Below are 21,206 nucleotides of genomic sequence, written 5' to 3' on the forward strand. Positions count from 1 at the left end.
GTGTGAAAAATATCATCCACAATGCGGGCTATATCCCGTAATCGCTATGGAATTGCAATACCAACTCAAAGGCGGCAGCTACTACCTGTACGACATGGACACGCCTCCGAGCGCGGTCACGGGGGAGCGTCGCTTTCGTTTAAAGACCGACACGGTGGCGATTGCCTTTGACATCAGCACCGGCGAGCTGCACCAGCACGGCAACCCCACCCGCATCCAGTCCTGGGCCATGGGTGCACGCCGCAAGCTGCGGGCCGCCGGGGCGCAAGACTACGCCAACGACATCGTGGTGGTATCCGGCCCACTGCCGGTGGACGAGCTGAACAAATGCCTGGGTATTGACGGCTACTGCCGCCGCCTGTTTGCCCGCCTGGCCAGCCTGCCGCACGGCAAGTTCAACACCAAGCCCTACACCAGCCCGTTCAATAAGCCCAAACCGTACAAGGCGGCTGCGGCGGCCTAAGTTGGGTTTTAGAGGTTAAATCGACCTCTGGCGTAGACGCTGCCTACGCTTGTAGCTATTTATTAAATAGCAAGCCGCGCAAACTCGCTTCCAGGTGCTCGGTGGGCAGCCGCTTGAAGCCCGAGCGGGTAAAGCGCTGCAAACTTCCTGCCGCAAACGCCGTCATCACCGCCGCTTGCACCTGCGCGTCCACCGTGGGGGTGTCGCTGGCTGGGTCGCTGTGGCGCAGGCACTGGCGCAGTGTGACTTCGATCTTGTCGAAAAACAGGTTCATGCGCTGCTGCAGGCGCTCGTTTTCAAACACCAGCGCGTCGCCCACCATCACGCGGGCCATGCCGGGGTTTTTCTCGCCAAACTGCAGCAGCACCGAGACGATGCGGCGCGCTTGCAGCGGGCCCGGTGCGTCGCCCGCGGTGGCCACGATCTGGTTTACCAGCGAGAACACCGACTGCTCGATGAACTCGATCAGCCCCTCGAACATTTGCGCCTTGCTGGCAAAGTGCCGGTACAGCGCGGCCTCGCTCACGTCCAGCCTGGCCGCCAGGGCGGCGGTGGTGATGCGTTCCGATCCCGGCTGCTCCAGCATGGTGGCCAGGGCCTGCAGAATCTGCACCCGGCGCTCGCCCGGCTTGGGGCGCTTGCGCGGAGCTTCCTCTGCCGCGTGTTCCGCCAATGCCTCGGCCATCTAGTTCGACCGGATCATGGTGCCAAAGGCCTGTTCGGTCAGAATCTCCAGCAGCAGCGCGTGCGGCACCCGGCCGTCGATGATGTGCACCGCCTTGACCCCGCTCTTGGCGGCATCCAGCGCGCCCGCGATTTTGGGCAGCATGCCGCCCGACAGCGTGCCGTCGGCAAACAGGCCGTCGATGTCCTTGGCGGTCAGGTTGGGCAGCAGTTCGCCTGCCTTGTTGAGCACGCCGGGGATGTTGCTCAGCATCAGCAGCTTTTCGGCCTGCAGCTCGATGGCCAGGCGGCCCGCCACCACGTCGGCGTTGATGTTGTAGCTGGTGTTGTCGGCGCCAAAGCCGATGGGGCTGACCACCGGGATGAAGGCGTCGTCTTGCAGTGCCTTGACCACGCTGGGGTCGATGCTCTCGATGTCGCCCACCTGGCCGATGTCGTACTGGATATTGGGGTCGTCGTTGTCGGCCATGCGCAGCTGCTTGGCGCGGATCATGCCGCCGTCGCGCCCAGTCAGGCCCACGGCCTTGCCACCGGCCTGGTTGATCAGGCCCACGATGTCTTGCTGCACCTGGCCGGCCAGCACCCACTCCACCACTTCCATGGTCTCGGCATCGGTGACGCGCATGCCCTGGATGAACTGGCCTTTTTTGCCCAGCCGTCCCAGCGCCGCCTCAATCTGCGGGCCGCCGCCATGCACCACCACCGGATTGATGCCGACCAGCTTGAGCAGCACCACGTCTTCGGCAAACGCCTGTTGCAGCGCCGGGTCGGTCATGGCGTTGCCGCCGTACTTGATGACCATGGTTTTGCCGTGGAATTGGCGGATGTAGGGCAGGGCCTGGGCCAAGATATCGGCCTTGTCGTGGGGGGCGATGGGGGTGGAAGAGGCGGTCATAGGGTTCCTAAAAATCAACAGGTCAGAACTTTTTGGTGTGGCGCCCTCTTCCGGGGGAGGAGGCCATACCAATACGCGTCACACCATCAGAAGTTAATGGTGGTGGCCGTGTTCACCGTGGACGTGTTTATGGGTGATCTCTTCTTCGGATGCCGCCCGCACGCCGGTCACGGTGACGGTGAAGCGCAGCGCCTTGCCCGCCATCGGGTGGTTGCCGTCCAGCAGCACCTGGTCGCCCTTGATTTTGACGACGTGGTAAACCTGTTCACTGCCGTTGTCGTTGATGCCCTTGAGCTGACCGCCGATCTTCACACCGGGCGGAAACTCGCTCTTGGGGATGCTGCGCGCCAGGGTTTCGTCGCGCAGGCCGAATGCGTCTTCGGGCTGCAGGTCCAGCGTGACCGAATAGCCCGCCACGCGGCCTTCCAGTGCGGCTTCGATCTTGGGCAGGGTGTTGTTGTAGCCGCCGTGCAGGTAGACCATGGGGTCTTTGGGCGCTTCGATCAGCAGGCCTTTGGCATCCGCCACCTTGTAGCGCAGGGTGACAGCGGTGTTTTTTTCGATTTTCATAAGGGAGTCGGTGGGTGCGTTAGATGGGAAGTCGGGGAAATACGGCGTATTTTCGCGCACCTGCAGCACCGGGTAAAAATTTAAGAAAAATAGGTCTCTAGCGTATATGGAACCTACGCAAGTAGCTATCAAAACTATTGCAAATCTGCCGGGGCCAGCCGTTGGCCAAAACCGCCCTGGCCGCTGACGGTCACCACCAGCCGGTGCGTGGCCCGGGTGGCGGCCACGTAGAACAGCCGGGCCTCGGCGCGTTCGTCGGCGCTGCGCATGGGCATCTGGCCGATGCCGGGCAGGGCGACCACGGCAAATTCCAGCCCCTTGCAGGCGTGCATGGTCATCAGCTTGATGCTGTCGGCCTGTGGGTTGAAGTTGCCCGGCCCGGTGCCGCGGCGCACTTGGTGGGGCAGCTGGCGCATTTTCAGCGGGCGGGCCAGTTCGTCCAGCATCCAATGGTGGCGGCAAAAAATCGCCATGTCGCCCCAGGCGTGGCCCTCTTGGTGGGCGGCAACCAGGGCATCTGCCACGGCGCTGGCCTCGTCGCGCAGGCTGGGCAGGCGGATGATTTGCGGCGGCGGGCCTTCGCGGCCACAGCTGACCGGGCGCACCAGCGGGATGCCGTCGTCATCCATGTCGTGGGCGGACAGCAGCTCGGCGGCGATCAGGCTGGCGGTCTGCAGGATTTGCTGGGTGTTGCGGTAGTTGATCTTCAGCACCGTGGTGCGGCCCTGCGCCTGGATGCCCACGCTTTTGAAGCTGAATTTTTTGCTGGCATCGCGTGAGCTTGCGCGCTCGTAGATGTTTTGCGCGTCGTCATACAACACCAGCAGGCTGTTGGTGAGCGGGTCCACCATCTGGGTGACCAGCCGGAACCAGGCAGGCTTGAAGTCGTGGCCCTCGTCGATCAGGATGGCGCGGTACTGGCTGCTGGGAATCTGCTTGCGGTCGACCGCGCGGATGAGCTTGTCCACCAGCTCGTCCGAGAAGCCCGTGCCGTCGAGCGGCAGACTTTGGCCATAGGCCACCAATTGGTCGCGGCACCATTTGTGGAAGTGGCGCACATGCACCTGGTCGGCAATGCCCTTGGCCTCCATGCTGGCGGCCAGCTTGCCCGCCAGCGGCTCGTTGTAGCACAGCACCAGCACCGGTTTGCCCTCGGTGGCGGCACGGGCCAGGTACTCGGCGCGGTAACCCAGAATCATGGTTTTACCCGAGCCCGCCACGCCATGGATCACCCGGTGGCCGTCGCCCAGGCTGCGGGCCAGTTGCTCTTGCTGGATGTCCATCACCCGCATGATGCTGGGCAGGTCGGCGTCAACGTCGGCCAACAGATCGACCGGGGGCGACACGCGCACCTCGGGAAACAAAATCCAGCGTACCCGGTCAATTTGCGGCAGCGACAACGCGCCCGTCAGCATGTTGTACGGAAACATGTCCCACAGCCGGCTTTGGAATTCTTCGGCGTCCACGCCCTCGGTCATCTCGTCGGAGCACACCACCCGGTTGGCGGCGATGGCCTGGTCCAGCCCAGCATCGGTAAATTGTTTGCGGGTGATGTGGCTGAACACCACGCCATGGCTCCACGGAAAACGCAGCTTGCCCTGGTGGCGGCCGTCGGGCTGCACCAGTTGCGGATCGCGTTTGAGGGCATCCACCACCTGCAAAGCGTAGTGGCGGGCCTGCTCGGCGGGGTTGTCTACCGTTTTGGGGTCGCCGCCAGGCAGGATGTCCCAGGTGGATTTGTCGGCCCGCACGATGGTGGCCAGCCGCCAGTCTTTCACCTCCAGAATCAGCAGCCCGCGCCGGGGATGTAACACCACGAAGTCTGGGTGGCTTTGTCGCGGGCCCACGGGCACGTCGTACCACAGCAGGTAGTCCGCATCCAGCTTGGCCTCCAGCCGCTCGGCCAGCCGCCGCTCACCGGAAGTCATACGGGCCACGCAGGCGCTGAGTGCGGGGATCAAGGTGGCCATGGTGGGGTAGAAGAGTGGCGAATCAGACATTATAAAAAAAGTGCCGCTAACGCTTAGTCCAATTGCGCGGGCAGCTATCAAAATGAATAGGGGTCAGACCCCTATTCATACCTGCGCTGCTAGCCAGTGGACTCGGCTAACACCTTTGGCCCACCTACCATTTGCGTGAACCGTGCCGGGTCGCTGCCGTGCACCGGCGCGGCATCGCCCCAGGGCCAGCCGCCGAACTGGGTGCGGCGGTAGTCGGCCATGGCCTGCTCGATCTCGGCGCGGGTGTTCATCACAAACGGGCCGTACTGGGCCACCGGTTCGCCCAGCGGGCGGCCTTGCAGCAGCAGGAATTCGCTGGCCACCGGGCCGTTGACCAGTTCCACATCCGCCCCGGCGTGCAAGCTGATGGCGGCGTGGCTGGCCACGGCCTGCCCGGCGATCTGCACCGACTGGCCTTTGAAGAAATACAACTGCCGCTGCGTGTCGGCACCGCGCGCGGCGGGCAGGGTCCAGCGGGCTCCAGGGGCCATGGTGATGGTCCAGATAGCGACATCGGCTTCGGGCTGGGCGGCCCAGGAATCAGGCGGCGGGGCGGGTGGCGTGGCGTCTGCCAGGCGGCCGGCAGTCACCAATACCTCGGTCGCCAAACCAGCCGCATCGGTAAAGATGGTGCGTGGCACCTCGTGCTGCCAGAACATGGTGAAGTGCGGGTCCACCATCTTGTTGCGCGCCGGCAAATTGAGCCAGATCTGGAACAGCTCCAGCGGGTTGGGCCGGGCCGGGTCGAGCAGCGGAAACATCTCGGCATGCACGATGCCGCACCCGGTGGTCAGCCACTGCACATCGCCTGCGCCGTAGCGGGCGCTGGCCCCCAGCGAATCGGCGTGGTCCACCAGGCCTTGGCGGACGATGGTGACGGTCTCGAACCCCCGGTGCGGGTGCGGCGGAAAGCCCGGTACGGTGTCGCCGTGGTACATGCTCCAGCCGTCCTTGCGGCTGAAGTCCTGGCCGATGGACCGGCCCGCCAGCGAGGTGGCCGGGCCCATCTGCGCATTGGCCTGCGGATAGGCATCGTCGTGGTAGGCACAGAACAAAAACGGGTCAATGGTGGACCATGGAAAACCCAGGGGCTGGACTTGCAAAACGGGGTGGTTGGCGGGCATGGCGGGATGCTTTCGAAAAAAATCATATGTGGTCGGCGGGCCAGACTTCAACCAGCCGCGGGAGGGCTAGCGCTAACCTGGTGGCAACGATACACTGCTCCGAAAAATAGGAGCTGCCCTATGACGGTCTACGTTTTGGCCTTGTTAATCGGTGTGGTGGCGGGCCTGCGCGCCATGACGGCGCCTGCCGCCATCAGTTGGGCCGCCCACCTGGGCTGGCTGCCGCTGGCCGGTACGCCGCTGGCCTTTTTGGGCTTTGCCTACACCCCCTATGTGTTCACCCTGCTGGCCGCCATCGAGCTGGTGACCGACCAACTGCCCCACACCCCGAGCCGCACTGTGCCGATGCAGTTTGGCGCACGCCTGGCCAGCGGGGCCTTGTGTGGTGCCGCGATCGGTGCCTCGGCTGGCGGGCTCGCTGTGGGCCTGGTCACGGGTCTGGTTGGTGCGATCGTGGGCACACTGGGCGGTGCCCGCCTGCGCGCACGGCTGGCCACCCTTTTAGGCCGGGATTCGTCTGCGGCTTTGCTGGAAGACGCATTGGCCGTGGCGGGGGCTTTTGCCGTCGTTTCGGTGAACGTATGAATGCCGCGTTCGATGCCCTCATCGTCGGTGCCGGCCAGGCCGGCCCGCCGCTGGCCAGGCGCTTGACAGCATCGGGCATGCGCGTGGCCCTAATAGAGCGCAAACTGTTTGGCGGTACTTGCGTCAACACCGGCTGCATGCCCACCAAGACCTTGATCGCCAGCGCCCGGGCTGCTTACGGGGTTCGCCGGGCAGCCGACTTTGGCGTGCAGACCTACGGGCCGGTGGCGATGGACATGCAGGTGGTCAAGGCGCGTAAAGACAAGGTCACGCTGGACGCGCGCCACGGCGTGGAATCCGGGCTTAAAGGCATGGCCGGATGCAGCGTGTTCGAAGGCCATGCGCGCTTTGCCTCGGCCCGCAGTGTGCGGGTGGGCGATGCGCTGCTGACCGCCGAGCGCATCTTTCTGAACGTCGGCGGCCGGGCCGCGATTCTCGACCTGCCGGGCATCCACGACGTGCCCTATTTGACCAATGCCTCGATGATGGCGCTGGACGTGCTGCCGCGCCATCTGGTGATCGTCGGCGGTAGCTACATCGGGCTGGAATTCGCCCAGATGTACCGCCGCTTCGGCAGCGAGGTGACGGTGATCGAACGCGGCCCGCGCCTGATTTCGGGTGAAGACCCGGAAGTGTCGAGCGCCGTGCAGGCGATTCTGGAGCGCGAAGGCATTGCCTTCCATTTGAACGCCGACAACATTTGCTTCGCGCAGCGTGGCAACGACATTGCGGTGGGCACCACGGCCAGCCACGAGGTGGTGGGTTCGCACCTGCTGGTCGCCGTGGGCCGCCGCCCGAATACCGACGACCTGCAGCTGGACGCGGCGGGCGTGGCCCTGGATGCGCGCGGCTACATCACCGTGGACGAGCAACTGCGCACCAATGTGCCGGGCATCTGGGCGCCGGGCGACTGCAATGGCCGCGGCGCGTTCACCCATACGGCCTACAACGACTTCGAGATCGTGGCGGCCAACCTGCTCGACGGTGCCCACCGCAAAGTCAGTGACCGCATCGACACCTACGCCCTGTACATCGACCCGCCGCTGGCCCGGGTGGGCCTGAGCGAGGCCCAGGCGCGCAAGGCGGATTATAGCGTGCGTGTCGGCATGCGGCCCATGTCCCGCGTGGGCCGGGCGGTAGAGAAGGGCGAGACCGATGGTTTCATGCAGATCGTGGTCGATGCCGCAACGCAAAAAATCCTGGGCGCCACCATCCTGGGCGTGGGCGGTGACGAAGCCATCCACAGCATCCTCGACACCATGGCCGCCCAAGCGCCTTACCCGGTGCTGCAGCAGGCCATGCACATCCACCCCACGGTGGCGGAGCTGATTCCCACCCTGCTGGGCGAACTCAAGCCCTAGTCCGGCCGGCCTAGACCGGCCCCGTAAAATCGGGTCCATGACCTTCTTAGACATGCTCCATACCGCCGGGCAGCGCAACGCCTCCATGCTCTGCGTCGGGCTCGACCCCGATCCGGCCCGCTTCCCTGGCGCATGGCGTGGTGACGCCAGCAAGATTGCCGACTTCTGCGCCAGCATCGTCGATGCCACGGCCGACTTGGCCATCGCCTTCAAGCCGCAGATCGCTTACTTTGCCGCCCATCGCGCCGAAGACCAGCTGGAGCGCATCGTGGCCCACATCCGCCGTGTCGCGCCCCACGTGCCCATCATTCTGGATGCCAAGCGCGGCGATATCGGCTCCACCGCCGAGCAATACGCCGTGGAGGCGTTTGAGCGCTATCAGGCCGATGCCGTCACCCTGTCGCCCTTCATGGGTTTTGACTCGGTGCAACCGTATTTGAAGTACCCCGGCAAGGGCGCATTTTTGCTCTGCCGCACCTCGAATCCCGGTGGCGACGACCTGCAAAACCAGCGCCTGGCCAGTGTGCCCGGCCAACCGCTGCTGTACGAGCACGTGGCCCAACTGGCCCAGGGCCCCTGGAACCTGAACGGCCAGCTCGGTCTGGTGGTGGGTGCCACCTACCCGGACGAAATCGCCCGGGTGCGCGCCCTGGCCCCCACCGTGCCCTTGCTGGTGCCCGGCGTGGGTGCGCAGGGCGGCGATGCCCGCGCCACGGTGCAGGCCGGGTGGACGGCCAACGGCCCGTTGATCGTGAATTCGTCGCGGGCGATTCTGTATGCCTCCAGCGGTGACGACTTTGTCGACGCGGCCCGCCGCGTGGCATTGGAAACGCGGGATACCCTGCAGGCGGCACGGGCGCTATAAATTAAGTAGCTGGCTGTGTTGGCCATACAAGCGTAAACACCTATTTTCATATGTAAAGATAGGTAAACTACGGCTATCGGTGCCCGCAGATTCGTAGTCTAAATTGTGGATATCCAGGTTTGAATTGCCCTCATTTGTATATTTTTTGAAACAAACTAATCCAGCCGCTCTTCGGGTGGCTGGATCGTTTTTTCAAAATGGAAGGGCAATCAATGAACTTGAAAAATTGGACCGTCAAAGGTCAGCTCACTTTCGCTTTCGGTTTGTTGGTCGCGCTGGTACTGGTGGTGGCCCTGGTGGCGATCCAGGCGCTGGACAACGCCCACGATAAATTTACCAACTACAACGAGGTGGTGGTCAAGCAGAACCAACTGGTGGACGAGGTGCGCGCCGCCATCAGTGCCCGGGCCATTGCCGCACGCAATCTGGTGCTGTCCACCCAGCCAGAAGACCGTGAACTGGAGCGGCTGGCGATTGTGAAGGCCCACCAGGCCACCCAGGATTCGATGGCCAAGCTCAACGAGGCGATCAAAACCAACCCGAATGCCGATCCCGGCGACATCCGCATGGTGGCCGAGATGACCCGCATCGAGGCCTTGTATGGGCCGATTGCGCTCGATATCACCCGGTTGGCAGTAGAGGGTAAAACCGCAGAAGCCATCGCGAAGATCAACGCCGAGTGCCGGCCGCTGTTGGCGGCATTGGTGAAGGTCAGTGGCACGGCCAGCAAGGGCGGGCTGGACGAAGGCCCCGGTTACACCCAGGCGCGGCGGCTTTTGCTGTTGGCCAGTGCGCTGGCCATTGCCGCGGCGCTGGGCATGGGCTTTCTGATCACCCGCAGCCTGGTGGGTGCGCTGGGCGGCGAGCCTCGGGTGGCCGCCGAGGTGGCGCGGTCGGTGGCGCAAGGTGATCTGATCACGCCGATCAACGTCCAGGCGGGCGACAGTACCAGCCTGATGGCGCAGCTTAAGCTGATGCAGGGCAGTCTGTTTGGGGTGGTGGCCACGGTGCGCGAGGGCTCAGAGGGGGTCGCCACTGCCAGTGCCGAAATCTCGCAGGGCAACCATGACCTGAGCAGCCGCACCGAAAGCCAGGCCAGTGCGCTGCAGCAAACTGCGGCGTCGATGGAAGAGCTAAGTTCCACTGTGCGGCAAAACGCCGACAACGCCCGCCAGGCCAGCCAGTTGGCCAACAGTGCTAGTACCGTGGCGGTGCAGGGCGGCGAGGTGGTTGCCGAGGTGGTGACCACGATGCAGGGCATCAATGAAAGCTCGAAAAAGATTTCGGACATCATTGGCGTGATCGACGGCATTGCGTTCCAGACCAACATCCTGGCGCTGAATGCTGCGGTGGAAGCTGCCCGCGCGGGCGAGCAGGGCCGGGGGTTTGCGGTGGTGGCCAGCGAAGTACGCAATCTGGCCGGCCGCAGTTCCGAGGCCGCCAAAGAGATCAAGCTGCTGATATCGGCCAGCGTGGAGCGGGTCGAGAAAGGCACGGCTCTGGTGGACAAGGCGGGCACCACCATGACCGAAGTGGTCCAGGCCATCCGCCGCGTGACCGACATCGTGGCCGAAATCAGCGCCGCCAGCAATGAACAAAGCGCCGGTGTGTCCCAGGTGGGTGAGGCCGTCACACAGATGGACCACGCCACCCAGCAAAATGCCGCCTTGGTGGAACAAATGGCTGCCGCCGCCAGCAGCATGAAGACCCAGGCGCAGGAGTTGGTGGACGCGGTGGCGGTGTTTGATCTGGGGCAAGTGCGGATGTCTACGAATGCGCGCACCAGCACGGCAGTGCCTGTGCCCCGCAAGCTGTCAGTCCACTCCCCGCAACCGGCGCTGGGCCGCGCTTAAATGGTCGGGTGCTTACGGGGGCGTTTCAAAGCTGATGTTGTTGACCAGCATCAGCCACATGATCAACGCCGGAATCACCACCGGCAGCGACAGGGCGCAGAACATCACCGCCGTTTTGACGAATGTAGAGATGTCATTCCACCAAAGCAGCATCAGTGCCCCCAGGTCGACTTCCCAAAACCGTTCCGGCTGTTGTTTTTTCATGGTGAGCCTCTTGTAACAAGCAGTGTAGTGGCGGGCTGCTGGATTTTCTAGCCGGGAGGGTTTTCATACTCCTGCCAGGCGACATCGGACTGCCCACACCCCGGGTGAGCACCGCGTAACGTGCTTGTGGCGGCGGCCGTTGCCAGTGTGGCCAAAGACGGCGATGGGACCGTGTTTCAGGCCTGTGGTTTTTCGAGGCTCTAAAGTGTTTCTAAATGTCAACATCGAGAGGGGGACAACGTAAATGGCCGACCCAATCTGCTAACCTTTATCCCGTCCACCTTCAACCTTTAACCGAAAGACGCACATGTCCAAAGCTATCCAAGCCGCCATCGATACCCAAGAACAATTGGTCAGCGACATCAAGTCCGTGATCTCCGAGGCCGAAGAGATGCTGAACGACACCGCCGACCAGTCCGGCGACAAAATCAGCCAGCTGCGCGCCCGCGTCAAGGCCCGCCTGAGCGATGCCCGCGAACGCCTGGTGGATGCCGAAGCCGCCCTGCGCCACCACACCAAGAAGGCCGCCCGCGCCACCGACGACTACGTGCACGAATCCCCTTGGACGGCAGTGGGTGTGGCCGCTTGCGTGGGCCTGCTGGTCGGTTTGATCATCGGTCGCCGCTAAGCTGTTAACCGAACCCCCACGGGTTCCGTATGCGTAGCGCATCAGGCGGCGGAGCTTTCGCCGCCTTAAAAAACATACCGACCACGTTGTTGGCCATGGCGCACACGCGCCTGCAACTGCTGGGTAACGAGATACTGACTGAGAAGCACCGCGCTCTGCGCGAGCTGACCCTGGTGCTGGCCATGGTGGTTTGCGCGGGGCTGGGCGTGCTGCTGGTGGTGGCTCTGGCCATCATCTTGCTGTGGGATCAGCGGGTGTGGGTACTGTCCGGCCTGATCGTGCTTTTCCTGGGGGCTGCGCTGGTCTGCTTTGCCAAGCTGCGCCGTTCGACCCGGTCGTTTGATGGTGTTTTTGCTGGCAGCCTGGCTGAGCTGCAAGAAGACATGCGCCAGCTCAAAGCTGCAAGCGACCATGGCAAAGACCCGCGCTGAGCTGGACCAGGAGCGCGCCCGCCTGACGGAGCGCATCCAGGCCCAGCGTGCCAACCTGGCCCGCGAGTTGGTTCCGCTGCAGCGCATTACGCGTGCGGGAAACACGCTGTCGGCTTTGGTAGATGAGGCCGTTGCCTATGTACGCGAACGGCCTTTAGCCATGTCGGCACTGGCGGCTGGCCTGTTGCTGCTCAAACCCAAAGGCGTGTGGCGCTGGGCCAAGCGCGGTTTCTTCATCTGGCGTGGCTGGCGTGCCGTGCAGCAGTGGCAGCCGGGGACCGTCATGGATGTGGTCCGCCAGGTGCTGGCGGTCAAAAACTACTTTGCTCGTAAATAAATAGCAGCTAGCGTAGGTGGAATATGCGCTAGCGGCCTATTTTCCATATATTTTAGCGGCGGGGCGTTTCTTCTTTGGTCACAAGCCAGATGCCGCCGCACACCAGCAGCAGGGCCACGCCGTTCTTCCATTCCAGAAAACGCTCGTCCAGAAACAGCGCCGACAGCAGCGTGCCAAACACCGGCACCATGAAGTTGAACACCGTGACCATGCTGACCCGGTTGTATTTCAGCAAAATCGTCCACAGCGAGAACGCCACCGAGGTCAGCGCCACCATGTACAGCATCAGGGCGGCAGAGGCCCAGGTAAAGGCCTCCAGCGCGCCGCCGGTGGCAAAGCCGAGCAGCAGCAGGGCCACGCCGCCAATCGCCAGCTGGTAGCCGGTAAGCACCACCGAATCCACCTGCTGCGACAGCTTTTTGCCATAAATGCTGGCCGCCGACAGGATGAAGGCCGCCAACACCACGCTACCTTCGCCCAGCAGTGTGAAATCAAAACTCAGCAGGCCTGGGCGGAAGTTGACCACCATCACGCCCACAAAGCCGACCACGCAGCCCAACACCTTGTTGAAGCTCAGGCGGTCATTTTTGTAGATGAAGTGCGCCAGCAGCACGCTGAAGAAGGTGCCGGTGGCGTTCATGATGGAGCTCTTCACACCCGTGGCATAGGCCAGCCCAATGTAGAAAAACACGTACTGCAGGCTGGTCTGCGTCAGGCCCAGCAGGGTCATCTGGCCGAATGTGCGCAACTTGATGCCGAACACCGGCTTTTTGCTGAGTGCGGCAAACACCAGCAGCACCAGCCCGGCCAAGGCAAAGCGGTAGCCCGCAAACACCAGCTTGGTGGGGATGTCGTTGGTGGCGATGTGGAACATCGCATAGCCGTTCTTGATGGCCGGGTAGGCGCTGCCCCACAGCAGGCAGCACAGCGAGGCCAGCAGAAGCACCAGCTTGCGGCGGGTGAATACGGAGCTGCCCGCGGGCATGGGTAATGTTGCTGAAAGGCTCACAGCAGCCGCGCCAGGTATTTGCCGGTGTGGCTGGCCGGGTTGGCCGCAATCTCTTCGGGCGTGCCCACGCCCACCACGGTGCCGCCGCCTGCGCCGCCTTCGGGGCCCATGTCGATCAGCCAGTCGGCGGTTTTGATGACATCCAGGTTGTGCTCGATCACCACGATGGTGTTGCCCGCGCTGCGCAGCTGGTGCAGCACTTTGAGCAGCAGGGCGATGTCGGCAAAATGCAGGCCGGTGGTGGGCTCGTCCAGGATGTAGAGCGTGCGGCCGGTGTCGCGCTTACTTAGTTCCAGTGCCAGCTTGACCCGCTGGGCCTCGCCGCCGGAGAGCGTGGTGGCCGACTGGCCCAGCTTGATGTAGCTCAGGCCCACGTCCAGCAGTGTGTGCAGTTTGCGCGCGATGGTGGGTACGGCCTGCAGGAAGGTGTAGGCGGCCTCGACCGTCAGCTCCAATATTTGGGCGATGTTCTTGCCCTTGTACAGCACCTCCAGCGTCTCGCGGTTGTAGCGCTGGCCTTTGCACACGTCGCAGGGCACGTACACATCGGGTAAGAAGTGCATCTCTACCTTCACCATGCCGTCGCCCTGGCAGGCCTCGCAGCGGCCTCCGGCCACGTTGAAGCTGAAGCGCCCGGGGCCGTAGCCGCGTTCGCGCGCCATCGGCACCTCGGCCATCAGCTCGCGGATGGGGGTGAACAAACCCGTGTAGGTGGCCGGGTTGGAGCGCGGTGTGCGGCCAATCGGCGATTGGTCCACGTTGATGACCTTGTCGAACTGCTCGATGCCCAGGATTTCGCTGTGTTCGGCGGGCTCGTCGTGGGCGCGGTAAAGCTGGCGCGCCACGGCGGTGTACAGCGTGTCGTTGACCAGGGTGGACTTGCCGGAACCCGATACGCCGGTGACGCAGGTGAACAGGCCGACCGGGATGTCGGCGTTGACACTTTTCAGGTTGTGGCCGGTTGCACCGACGATGGATAGCCAGCCGTGGGTAGGCTTTTGCCGCTCGGTAGGCACCTCGATCTTCAATGTGCCTGCCAGGTACTGGCCTGTGAGTGAGTTGGGATTGGCCTTGACCTCGTCAAACGTGCCCTGCGCCATGATGCGACCGCCATGCACGCCCGCGCCGGGGCCCAGGTCGATCACGTGGTCGGCGGCGCGCATCATGTCTTCGTCGTGCTCCACCACCAGCACGCTGTTACCGATGTCGCGCAGGTGCTGCAGGGTGGCAATCAGGCGGTCGTTGTCGCGCTGGTGCAGGCCGATGCTGGGCTCGTCCAGCACGTACATCACGCCGGTCAGGCCGGAGCCGATTTGCGAGGCCAAGCGAATACGCTGCGATTCACCACCGCTGAGCGTTTCGGCGCTGCGGTCCAGGCTCAGATAGTTCAGGCCCACATCGTTCAGAAATTTGAGCCGCAGGCCGATTTCGCGCACGATTTTGTTGGCGATCTCGCCCTTGGCGCCGCCCATTTTCAAGGTGTTGAAGTAGGTAAAGCAGTCGCGCAGCGTGGTGTGGCTGATCTCGAAGATGGCGCGGGCCTGGCTGCCTTCGCCGACCTTTACATGCCGGGCCTCGCGCCGCAGCCGGGAGCCGCCACAGGTCACGCAGGGCTGGGTGGTGCGGTAGCGGGCCAGGTCTTCGCGCACCAGGTTCGAGTCCGTCTCGCGGTAGCGCCGCTGCATGTTGGGAATGATGCCCTCGAAGGGGTGTTTTTTGCGCAGCTTTTTGCCCGCTGTGGGGCCGGTGTCCATCAGGTAGTGGAAGGCAATGTCTTCCTCGCCCGAGCCGTGCAGAATAGCCTGCTGCACTTCGGGGAGTAGGGTTTCAAAGGCCTGCTCGATGTCGAATTTGTAGTGCTTGGCCAGGCTTTCCAGCAGGGTGAAGTAGTAGGCGTTGCGCCGGTCCCAGCCCTTGATGGCACCACTGGCCAGGCTCAGCGACGGGAAGGCCACCACCCGCGTCGGGTCAAACAGCTCCTGCATGCCCAGGCCGTCGCAGGCCGGGCAGGCCCCCACGGGCGAGTTGAACGAGAACAGGCGCGGCTCCAGCTCGCTGATCGAGTAGCTGCAGATGGGGCAGGCGAACTTGGCGTTGAACAGATGTTCCTGGCCCGAAGCCATCTCCACCACAATCGCCTTGCCTTCGGCCAGCCGTAGCGAGGCCTCAAAGCTTTCGGCCAGGCGCTGGCGCTGGGCCGCCATGGCTTGGGGTTCGGTGTCGCCGTGCACCTTCACGCGGTCAATCACCACGTCGATGTTGTGCTTTTCGGTCTTTTTCAGCTTGGGCAGGGCATCGAATTCGAAGGTTTCGCCGTCCACCCGAAAGCGCACATAGCCCTGGGCCTGCATGTCGGCGAACACGTCGGCGTATTCGCCCTTGCGTTCGCGGGCGATGGGGGCCACCACCATCAGGCGGGTATCTACCGGCAGGGCCAGCACGGCATCGACCATCTGGCTCACGGTTTGGGCCTGTAGGGGCAGGTCGTGGTCGGGGCAGTAGGGCGTACCGGCACGGGCGAACAGCAGGCGCAGGTAGTCGTGGATCTCGGTCACCGTGCCCACGGTAGAGCGCGGGTTGTGGCTGGTGGCCTTTTGCTCGATGGAAATGGCCGGGCTCAGGCCTTCGATCAGGTCCACATCCGGCTTGTCCATCAGCTGCAGGAACTGCCGGGCGTAGGTGCTCAGGCTCTCTACATAGCGGCGCTGGCCTTCGGCGTACAGGGTGTCAAACGCCAGGCTGGACTTGCCCGAGCCGCTCAAGCCGGTGATGACCACCAGCTGGTTGCGGGGGATGTCCAGGTCGATGTTCTTCAGGTTGTGGGTGCGTGCGCCACGGATGCTGATGCGCTGCAACTGCAAGGCATTGCGCAGGTACATGCCGTCGGAAGACGTTTCGGTGAGATCAGGATTCAAGGTGGAGCCAAACTAGGGGTAACCCGTGATGATAGACAATCGCAGGCTGTTTGCTTGCCAACGGTCTATGGTGCCCCGCGTGTCCTCACCTTCTGTCTCCATTTCACCCACTTCTGCGCCTGCGTCTGTCGCCATGACACCGCCAGAGCGGCACGCCAGCCTGTCGCTGGCCCTGATTTTTGCGCTGCGCATGCTGGGCCTGTTCCTGGTGCTGCCGGTGTTTGCACTGGAGGCGGGCAAGTTCCCCGGCGGCGATGACCCAGCCCGGGTGGGTTTGGCCATGGGCATCTATGGACTGACGCAGGGCCTGTTGCAACTGCCGTTTGGCATGGCTTCGGACCGGTTTGGCCGCAAGCGGGTGATCGTTCTGGGCTTGCTGCTGTTCGCGGTAGGCAGTTTTTTGGCGGCCAGTGCCGATAGCCTGAATGGCTTGTTGCTGGGCCGGGCCGTGCAGGGGGCGGGGGCCATCTCTGCTGCCGTGACGGCGTTGTTGGCTGACCAGACCCGCGATGTTGTGCGCACCAAGGCTATGGCGCTGGTGGGCGGCAGCATTGCGCTGGTGTTTGCCCTGTCGCTGGTACTGGCTCCTGTGTTGGCTGCACATATCGGCTTGGCGGGGCTGTTTGCCCTGACCGGTGTCCTGGCGCTGGCCGGTGTGGCGGTGGTGCTGTGGGTGGTGCCGCCCGAGCCGCTGCTGCACACCCACCAGCCCCGCGGCAAGCTAAGCGAAGTGCTGTCGCATGCGGGCCTGCTGCGGCTGAATTTTGGGGTGTTTGTGCTGCATGCCGTGCAACTGGCGATGTGGATGGCCGTGCCTGCGCTGCTGCTGCAAGCCGGGCTGGACAAGGCCCACCACTGGTGGGTGTACCTGCCCGCGGTGCTGGGCTCGTTCGTGGTGATGGGCGGTAGCCTGTTTCCGCTGGAGCGGCGCGGCTACCTGCGTGGGGTGTTTCTGGCGGCGATTGGGCTGATTGCGCTGGTGCAACTGGGGCTGTTGTGGGTGGCTGATGTGCCGCAGGTCAGCACGATGGCGACGCTGCTATTTCTGTTCTTCTGTGGTTTCAACGTGCTGGAGGCCAGCCAGCCCAGTCTGGCCTCGCGTATGGCCCCGGTTTCGGTGCGCGGCAGCGCGTTGGGGGTGTACAACACGCTGCAGTCGCTGGGTTATTTTGTCGGCGGGCTGGCGGGTGGAGCACTGCTGAAATGGGGTGGTCCGCACAGCCTGTTTACCGCTTGTGCATTGGCCATGCTGGCGTGGCTGTGTGTGGCCTGGCCGATGCAAGCCCCGGCCAAAGTGACCGCATAATCTACCCCCTTAAGAGGAATTCACCATGGCATCCGTCAACAAAGTCATCATCGTCGGCAACCTGGGCCGCGACCCCGAGGTGCGTACCTTCCCCAGCGGTGACCGGGTGGCCAACGTCACCATCGCCACCACCGAAACCTGGAAAGACAAGCAAACCGGCGAGCGCCGCGAAGCTACCGAATGGCACCGTGTGGTGTTCCGGGGTGGTTTGGCGGGCATCGTCGAGCAGTACCTGCGCAAAGGCTCGCAGGTGTATGTAGAGGGCTCCATTCGTAGCCGCAAGTACAACGATGCCACCGGCATTGAAAAGTCCATCACCGAAATCGTCGCCACCGAAATGACCATGCTGGGCAGCCGCCAGGGTATGGGAGGCCCGCAGGGTGGTGGCAATGACGGTGGTTACGACGATGGCGGAGGCTACGACAACAGTTCGGCACCCGCTCCGGCACGCCGCCCCATGGCACCGGCACCGGCCAGCCGCCCACCGATGGCCGCCGCTGCACCCCGCCCCGCGCCGCCACCAGCGGCCCGTGCTTCCAGCGGTTTTGACGATATGGACGACGACATTCCGTTCTAATTCCGCCCAAGAGGAAAACTGTTGATACGAAAGCCCCCGCTTCTCTCGGAGTGGGGGCTTTTTCTTTACCAACAATTGATTTCTGTGGTCTACTATACGAATTGCTTAACTGCTCCTTGGTCAAAAGTGTGGGTAGATGACGCGGTACGTTGCCAAACAGCTCAAATTTCGCAGCGGTGAGCGCCATTCAGTGCTCTCCCGCGTCGGCGGACTTCCGGTTCACGAGGCGACGCTTTTCCTTGCGCGGTTCAGGACCCGAGGGCGTGCCGCGAACACGATCCATATCGTGTGCCGGGTGTTAGCGCTGTTCTATCGGTGGCTCCACAAAGTCGAGATCGACCTTCTTGCCAGGTTGAGACAAGGTCAGTTCCTGACCAACCCGGAGCTGTACCGTCTGGCGGACACCGTGCAATACCGGGCGACCGACCTTCCTGAGGACGACGAGGTCGACGGCACAAAGCCTCAGGTCATCGACCTGAACACCGTCAGAGCGAAACGGAGCCGCGTTCGGCAGACGCCGCAGTCCGTCGGTGTGGCGAACCAGGCGACAAGGCTCCGCTACATCGCTCAGTACCTCACGTTTTTGGCGAACTACGTCGCCGTGACGTTGCCAGCGGAGCGTCGAGCCAGGTTGGAAGCGGACGCCAAGTTTGGTGTGACGCTCTTTACAGAGCAAGTTCCGAAGGTGTCCCATCGGACCACGCTCGGTGCGCGGCAGGGCCTATCGAAGGAGGAGCAAGACCGGCTTTTGGCGGTCGTGCGTCCGGACTCTCCTGAAAACCCGTGGGGTCGGGGCTTTGTCCGGCAGCGGAACTGGTTGATCGTTGTGCTGCTACTTGCGACCGGCATGCGACGCGGTGAACTGCTCAACATCCGGATCTCCGACTTGGCGCAACGTGAGCCCAAGTTGAACATCGTCCGCCGCCCCGATTCCAGCGACGACCCTCGGATGATTCAGCCCACGCCTAAGACGCGCGAGCGGACAATCGAGTTACGTCCCTCGATCCTGAAACAGGTGCACGAGTACATCGCCGCGCGATACAAGATCAAGCTCACTCGAAAGCACCCGTTTCTGATTGTCTCAGAGGATGGAGGCCCGCTCGCCTACAAGACCGTCGACAAGATCTTTGCCGATGTGCGGCGTGCTTGCCCCGACCTTGTCATAGATCTGTCCAGCCACGTTATGCGTCATACGTGGAATGAGCGGTTCTCCGAGGAGGCTGAAGCCATGCAGCTTGATGCCACCGCTGAAGAGCGGGCGCGCAATGAGCAGCAAGGATGGGCGGACAATTCCAAGACATCGCAGGTCTATACCCGCCGCCACACCGCCCGCAAGGGTCGAGAAATCTCCTTGAAGTTGCAAGAAAAACTTGAATCCTCTGAAAAATGAACTAAGCGCTTCCACCGCGCTTGCCCAGTCGATCCCTCCTCGAGTGTTTACCCGAGGAGGGGCTCAGCTCGACCCCCGGCTCGACGTCTGGGTTTGGACTGAGGGGGTGTTCAAGCGCCGGATTGATTTTGGGCACTACAAAGGCGGCTATGAACGGTATGTCCCGTCGCTGAAACTTGCTCTCATTCCATATCTTAAGGGTCACTCGTCTTCGCACGTGACCAACCTCGAAGGTGCGTACCGCTACTTCGTGGACTTGTCCGGACCTTACGTCGACGAGGAGTTCACGCCCGCGCACCTGTCGAACTTCGCCGCCAAGCTTCTACCGAAAGATCGTTGGCGGATCGGCACGCTCAACGGCCTCATCCAGAAGTGGGTAGGACTGGGGTTGCCTGGTATGCATCCTGGGTGTGCGGCGTACCTCGAAGAGCGGCGCAAGCCCGGCAACAAGAAGGGCGAAGCTGTCACCACGCGAAATCCTGTCAAGGGGCCGTTTAGCGAGGATGAGGTTCAAGCGCTCTACTCAGCGGTCAACGCGGGCTACGGCAGAGGAGACCTTCCTCTCTGGTCCCTGATTCTTTGTCGTCTCCTTTTAGCATGTGGTGGGCGCATCTCACAGTTCGCCTCGCTCAAGGCCCTCGACTTCGATTCAACCAGCACGGTACTTAGATTGCCTCAAGCCAAAACGGGAGCTGAACACTCGCGGATCTCGTTTCTGGAGTTCGAGATCGGGCCACAAACCAGCCGTTTGTTGAATAATCACATCAACGTTCTGCGAGAAGACGGTTTTGCGGATGACGCCCCCTTGTTTCCTGAGAGATTGGTGATGGTGCGCCCGCCTGTTGATTTCCTACGGGCGCCGAGCGACTTGTTCTATGGGCACTGCGACTCCCCCACGCTGTCGCGCCGTTTCCGGCTGTGGGTTGAGGAGGTTGCCCCGCCGACTGCACGATTGGACTACGCCCCCCTGCCGGTTGGGCCTCAGCGTTTCCGATACACATACGGTACCCGCCTCGTTGAAGAGGGGGCGAGTATGGCGGTGGTTGCGAACCGCCTCGGGCACGCCGACCTCCAAAACGCCGGCGTCTATTTCTCCGCTTCGCCTAAAGTGGTCGAAAACATCGATAAAGCCATGGGGCCGCTCCTCGCCCCGCTGGCGAGGGCGTTCCAGGGCAACCTAGTCGAGGATGAAGCGAACTCTACCCAGAAGGGCGCGCCTGGCAGCCGCATCATTGACTTCCGCGTGTCGACCGATCCGGTGGGTGGTTGCTCGCAGTGCGCACGAGGCTGTGCCTTCAACAAACCATTGAGCTGCTACACGTGCTACCGGTTCGAGCCGTTCCTCGATGCCCCTCACGAGGCAGTGCTGCAGCGCCTCCTAAAAGAGCGGGACAACTGGGGCGAGGATACTCGCATGGCGGCCATCAACGACGAATCCATCCGGGCGGTCCAGGAGGTAATTGCCTTCTGCGAGCAGGTTCGACAGCAGCGTGCTACTGACGGGGATGAGGCTGCATGAGCGCGCCCATTCTCCACTTCGTACCCCGGGCCGAGCTAGAAGCTACTGCGAACGTAGATGCGTTCGTGACTCTCTGCCGGATCTCCTCCGTGCTTGATGCCAACACCCAGTTTGAGCAGACCAGGTGGGATGTTGGGCGCCTCAAGGGCAGAAACTCGATGCACAGGGTGATCTTCAGCACTCTGGAGACATGCGGCCGAGGGAAACCTAACGACAGTTTCCAGGCACCGTTTCTCGACTTCGCCAAAGCGATGCTCGTCTATATGCAAGAAAGGAAGCCCGTCGGTTCGCTGAGCCAGCGGCTTTCCGCGCTACGCTGTTTGGAGGTCGCCCTTCGTCAACTGAACAAGTGTGTCCTGGTCAAGTTATTTCGGACACATCGATAGGTTGATTGATTGCCGATTTCTGCTCGAAGGCATTGGGTGGCAAGTTGCCCAGTGTGGAGTGCAGCCGCACACTGTTGTAGAAGCCGACGATGTAGTCGGCAATG

The 21,206-nt window shown here is 62.8% G+C and carries 20 protein-coding genes; 12 read left to right on the forward strand and 8 right to left on the reverse strand.

The genetic code is table 11. The annotated features are described in order from the left end of the window. Positions 1-46: 46 nt before the first annotated feature. Complete coding sequence (locus Q0T48_RS14445; protein ID WP_295957375.1) at positions 47-463, forward strand: hypothetical protein; 417 nt, start codon at positions 47-49, stop codon at positions 461-463. A 55-nt stretch (positions 464-518) separates the two neighbouring features. Here Q0T48_RS14445 and slmA read toward each other — a convergent pair whose 3' ends face one another. The 5 genes from slmA to Q0T48_RS14470 all read right to left on the reverse strand — a co-directional run bounded on the left by slmA (position 519) and on the right by Q0T48_RS14470 (position 5,736). Continuing rightward, positions 519-1,148, reverse strand: a complete 630-nt coding sequence (gene slmA, locus Q0T48_RS14450) for a nucleoid occlusion factor SlmA (RefSeq protein WP_295957377.1) — start codon at positions 1,146-1,148, stop codon at positions 519-521. Further along, the gene (gene argB, locus Q0T48_RS14455) at positions 1,149-2,042 is read right to left on the reverse strand and encodes an acetylglutamate kinase (protein WP_295957378.1); all 894 of its coding nucleotides are present in this window, start codon (positions 2,040-2,042) and stop codon (positions 1,149-1,151) included. A 93-nt stretch (positions 2,043-2,135) separates the two neighbouring features. Then, positions 2,136-2,612 (reverse strand): peptidylprolyl isomerase, encoded by a 477-nt coding sequence (locus Q0T48_RS14460; RefSeq protein ID WP_295957380.1) that lies wholly within the window; start codon positions 2,610-2,612, stop codon positions 2,136-2,138. Positions 2,613-2,746: 134 nt separating this feature from the next. Next, a complete protein-coding gene (locus tag Q0T48_RS14465) occupies positions 2,747-4,582 on the reverse strand; it encodes a 3'-5' exonuclease (RefSeq protein ID WP_295957382.1) in 1,836 nt (611 codons plus the stop codon). A 119-nt stretch (positions 4,583-4,701) separates the two neighbouring features. Beyond that, complete coding sequence (locus Q0T48_RS14470) at positions 4,702-5,736, reverse strand: pirin family protein (RefSeq protein ID WP_295957384.1); 1,035 nt, start codon at positions 5,734-5,736, stop codon at positions 4,702-4,704. 120 nt (positions 5,737-5,856) lie between these two features. Here Q0T48_RS14470 and Q0T48_RS14475 point away from each other — a divergent pair, with 120 nt between their 5' ends. The 4 genes from Q0T48_RS14475 to Q0T48_RS14490 all read left to right on the forward strand — a co-directional run bounded on the left by Q0T48_RS14475 (position 5,857) and on the right by Q0T48_RS14490 (position 10,400). Then, a complete protein-coding gene (locus Q0T48_RS14475) occupies positions 5,857-6,321 on the forward strand; it encodes a DUF4126 domain-containing protein (protein WP_295957386.1) in 465 nt (154 codons plus the stop codon). Continuing rightward, the gene (locus Q0T48_RS14480; protein WP_295957388.1) at positions 6,318-7,682 is read left to right on the forward strand and encodes an FAD-containing oxidoreductase; all 1,365 of its coding nucleotides are present in this window, start codon (positions 6,318-6,320) and stop codon (positions 7,680-7,682) included. Before Q0T48_RS14475 ends, Q0T48_RS14480 begins: the two co-directional genes overlap by 4 nt. A 37-nt stretch (positions 7,683-7,719) precedes the next feature. Continuing rightward, on the forward strand, positions 7,720-8,547 hold the full coding sequence (gene pyrF, locus Q0T48_RS14485) for an orotidine-5'-phosphate decarboxylase (RefSeq protein WP_295957389.1): 828 nt from the start codon (positions 7,720-7,722) through the stop codon (positions 8,545-8,547). 212 nt (positions 8,548-8,759) lie between these two features. Continuing rightward, entirely contained in the window at positions 8,760-10,400 is a 1,641-nt protein-coding gene (locus Q0T48_RS14490; protein ID WP_295957391.1) for a methyl-accepting chemotaxis protein, read from the forward strand. A gap of 12 nt (positions 10,401-10,412) precedes the next feature. On the opposite strand, the gene Q0T48_RS14495 is transcribed toward Q0T48_RS14490, so the two are convergent. Continuing rightward, complete coding sequence (locus tag Q0T48_RS14495) at positions 10,413-10,604, reverse strand: hypothetical protein (RefSeq protein ID WP_295957393.1); 192 nt, start codon at positions 10,602-10,604, stop codon at positions 10,413-10,415. A gap of 307 nt (positions 10,605-10,911) precedes the next feature. On the opposite strand from Q0T48_RS14495, the gene Q0T48_RS14500 reads away from it, so the two are divergent. Genes Q0T48_RS14500 through Q0T48_RS14510 form a run of 3 tightly spaced genes read left to right on the forward strand, consistent with a single transcriptional unit; the run spans position 10,912 to position 12,000 of the window. Next, positions 10,912-11,232 carry a DUF883 family protein gene (locus tag Q0T48_RS14500; protein ID WP_295957394.1) on the forward strand — a complete coding sequence of 107 codons (321 nt, stop codon included), beginning with the start codon at positions 10,912-10,914 and terminating at the stop codon, positions 11,230-11,232. 29 nt (positions 11,233-11,261) lie between these two features. Continuing rightward, on the forward strand, positions 11,262-11,663 hold the full coding sequence (locus tag Q0T48_RS14505) for a phage holin family protein (RefSeq protein WP_295957395.1): 402 nt from the start codon (positions 11,262-11,264) through the stop codon (positions 11,661-11,663). After that, on the forward strand, positions 11,644-12,000 hold the full coding sequence (locus Q0T48_RS14510) for a YqjK family protein (RefSeq protein ID WP_295957397.1): 357 nt from the start codon (positions 11,644-11,646) through the stop codon (positions 11,998-12,000). The genes Q0T48_RS14505 and Q0T48_RS14510 overlap by 20 nt, the downstream gene beginning before the upstream one ends. Positions 12,001-12,052: 52 nt before the next feature. On the opposite strand, the gene Q0T48_RS14515 is transcribed toward Q0T48_RS14510, so the two are convergent. Together Q0T48_RS14515 and uvrA are read right to left on the reverse strand one after the other, a co-directional pair. Next, on the reverse strand, positions 12,053-12,985 hold the full coding sequence (locus Q0T48_RS14515; RefSeq protein ID WP_295957399.1) for a DMT family transporter: 933 nt from the start codon (positions 12,983-12,985) through the stop codon (positions 12,053-12,055). Positions 12,986-13,005: 20 nt separating this feature from the next. Beyond that, the gene (gene uvrA / locus Q0T48_RS14520; protein ID WP_295957411.1) at positions 13,006-15,888 is read right to left on the reverse strand and encodes an excinuclease ABC subunit UvrA; all 2,883 of its coding nucleotides are present in this window, start codon (positions 15,886-15,888) and stop codon (positions 13,006-13,008) included. 169 nt (positions 15,889-16,057) lie between these two features. On the opposite strand from uvrA, the gene Q0T48_RS14525 reads away from it, so the two are divergent. The 4 genes from Q0T48_RS14525 (at position 16,058) to Q0T48_RS14540 (ending at position 20,716) form a co-directional block, all read left to right on the forward strand. Continuing rightward, positions 16,058-17,230: an MFS transporter gene (locus tag Q0T48_RS14525; protein ID WP_295957412.1), complete on the forward strand. Its 1,173-nt coding sequence runs from the start codon at positions 16,058-16,060 to the stop codon at positions 17,228-17,230. A 25-nt stretch (positions 17,231-17,255) separates the two neighbouring features. Further along, the gene (gene ssb, locus Q0T48_RS14530; protein ID WP_295957401.1) at positions 17,256-17,807 is read left to right on the forward strand and encodes a single-stranded DNA-binding protein; all 552 of its coding nucleotides are present in this window, start codon (positions 17,256-17,258) and stop codon (positions 17,805-17,807) included. A 136-nt stretch (positions 17,808-17,943) separates the two neighbouring features. Further along, complete coding sequence (locus tag Q0T48_RS14535; protein WP_295957403.1) at positions 17,944-19,197, forward strand: site-specific integrase; 1,254 nt, start codon at positions 17,944-17,946, stop codon at positions 19,195-19,197. Then, entirely contained in the window at positions 19,178-20,716 is a 1,539-nt protein-coding gene (locus tag Q0T48_RS14540) for a tyrosine-type recombinase/integrase (RefSeq protein ID WP_295957405.1), read from the forward strand. Before Q0T48_RS14535 ends, Q0T48_RS14540 begins: the two co-directional genes overlap by 20 nt. Positions 20,717-21,206 lie beyond the last annotated feature (490 nt).

Source organism: Rhodoferax sp., from assembly GCF_025354435.1.
GTDB lineage: Bacteria > Pseudomonadota > Gammaproteobacteria > Burkholderiales > Burkholderiaceae_C > Rhodoferax_B.

Bases quoted from the DNA above. Each gene is read 5' to 3' on its own strand.
- ssb (WP_295957401.1), top strand. From the start codon at position 17,256: ATGGCATCCGTCAACAAAGTCATCATCGTCGGCAACCTGGGCCGCGAC.
- slmA (WP_295957377.1), bottom strand. From the start codon at position 1,148: ATGGCCGAGGCATTGGCGGAACACGCGGCAGAGGAAGCTCCGCGCAAG.
- Q0T48_RS14510 (WP_295957397.1), top strand. From the start codon at position 11,644: ATGGCAAAGACCCGCGCTGAGCTGGACCAGGAGCGCGCCCGCCTGACG.
- pyrF (WP_295957389.1), top strand. From the start codon at position 7,720: ATGACCTTCTTAGACATGCTCCATACCGCCGGGCAGCGCAACGCCTCC.
- Q0T48_RS14500 (WP_295957394.1), top strand. From the start codon at position 10,912: ATGTCCAAAGCTATCCAAGCCGCCATCGATACCCAAGAACAATTGGTC.
- Q0T48_RS14465 (WP_295957382.1), bottom strand. From the start codon at position 4,582: ATGGCCACCTTGATCCCCGCACTCAGCGCCTGCGTGGCCCGTATGACT.
- Q0T48_RS14495 (WP_295957393.1), bottom strand. From the start codon at position 10,604: ATGAAAAAACAACAGCCGGAACGGTTTTGGGAAGTCGACCTGGGGGCA.
- Q0T48_RS14470 (WP_295957384.1), bottom strand. From the start codon at position 5,736: ATGCCCGCCAACCACCCCGTTTTGCAAGTCCAGCCCCTGGGTTTTCCA.
- Q0T48_RS14515 (WP_295957399.1), bottom strand. From the start codon at position 12,985: ATGCCCGCGGGCAGCTCCGTATTCACCCGCCGCAAGCTGGTGCTTCTG.
- Q0T48_RS14480 (WP_295957388.1), top strand. From the start codon at position 6,318: ATGAATGCCGCGTTCGATGCCCTCATCGTCGGTGCCGGCCAGGCCGGC.
- Q0T48_RS14475 (WP_295957386.1), top strand. From the start codon at position 5,857: ATGACGGTCTACGTTTTGGCCTTGTTAATCGGTGTGGTGGCGGGCCTG.
- uvrA (WP_295957411.1), bottom strand. From the start codon at position 15,888: ATGTACCTGCGCAATGCCTTGCAGTTGCAGCGCATCAGCATCCGTGGC.
- Q0T48_RS14460 (WP_295957380.1), bottom strand. From the start codon at position 2,612: ATGAAAATCGAAAAAAACACCGCTGTCACCCTGCGCTACAAGGTGGCG.
- Q0T48_RS14445 (WP_295957375.1), top strand. From the start codon at position 47: ATGGAATTGCAATACCAACTCAAAGGCGGCAGCTACTACCTGTACGAC.
- Q0T48_RS14535 (WP_295957403.1), top strand. From the start codon at position 17,944: ATGACGCGGTACGTTGCCAAACAGCTCAAATTTCGCAGCGGTGAGCGC.
- argB (WP_295957378.1), bottom strand. From the start codon at position 2,042: ATGACCGCCTCTTCCACCCCCATCGCCCCCCACGACAAGGCCGATATC.
- Q0T48_RS14525 (WP_295957412.1), top strand. From the start codon at position 16,058: ATGACACCGCCAGAGCGGCACGCCAGCCTGTCGCTGGCCCTGATTTTT.
- Q0T48_RS14505 (WP_295957395.1), top strand. From the start codon at position 11,262: ATGCGTAGCGCATCAGGCGGCGGAGCTTTCGCCGCCTTAAAAAACATA.
- Q0T48_RS14490 (WP_295957391.1), top strand. From the start codon at position 8,760: ATGAACTTGAAAAATTGGACCGTCAAAGGTCAGCTCACTTTCGCTTTC.